Origin of the sequence: Faecalibacterium sp. DFI.5.82, assembly GCF_029076575.1 — a bacterium.
Taxonomy (GTDB): domain Bacteria; phylum Bacillota; class Clostridia; order Oscillospirales; family Ruminococcaceae; genus Faecalibacterium; species Faecalibacterium duncaniae.
On the sequence record NZ_JARFIS010000965.1, the window covers coordinates 1 to 293 of the forward strand.

The following is a 293-nucleotide window of genomic DNA, read 5'->3' on the forward strand; positions in this document are numbered from 1 at the left end:
CGCTGGACACGCTGGTGCAGTGGGTAGAGGGGGTACCCGCCTCCCTGCCCGTGGAGATGCGCCCCATGGCTGAGAGCATCTGCGAGTCCTTTCAGGCCACCGCCGCCCGCCTGCTGGAGCTGGGGCTGGGCTACCTCTCCCTTGACCGGGAGGCTGCCACCCTTTCCACAGGGGAGCGCCAACGGGTGCAGCTGGCCCGCTCGGTGCGCAACCGCACCTCCGGCGTACTCTATGTGCTGGACGAGCCCTCCATCGGCCTGCACCCCTCCAACATCGAGGGCCTGCGGGGCGTG

At 70.0% G+C, this 293-nt stretch carries 1 pseudogene; it reads left to right on the top strand.

What is annotated here, in order from left to right:
* Nucleotides 1-293, top strand: a pseudogene (locus P0G09_RS19700) (excinuclease ABC subunit UvrA); the annotation flags it as partial.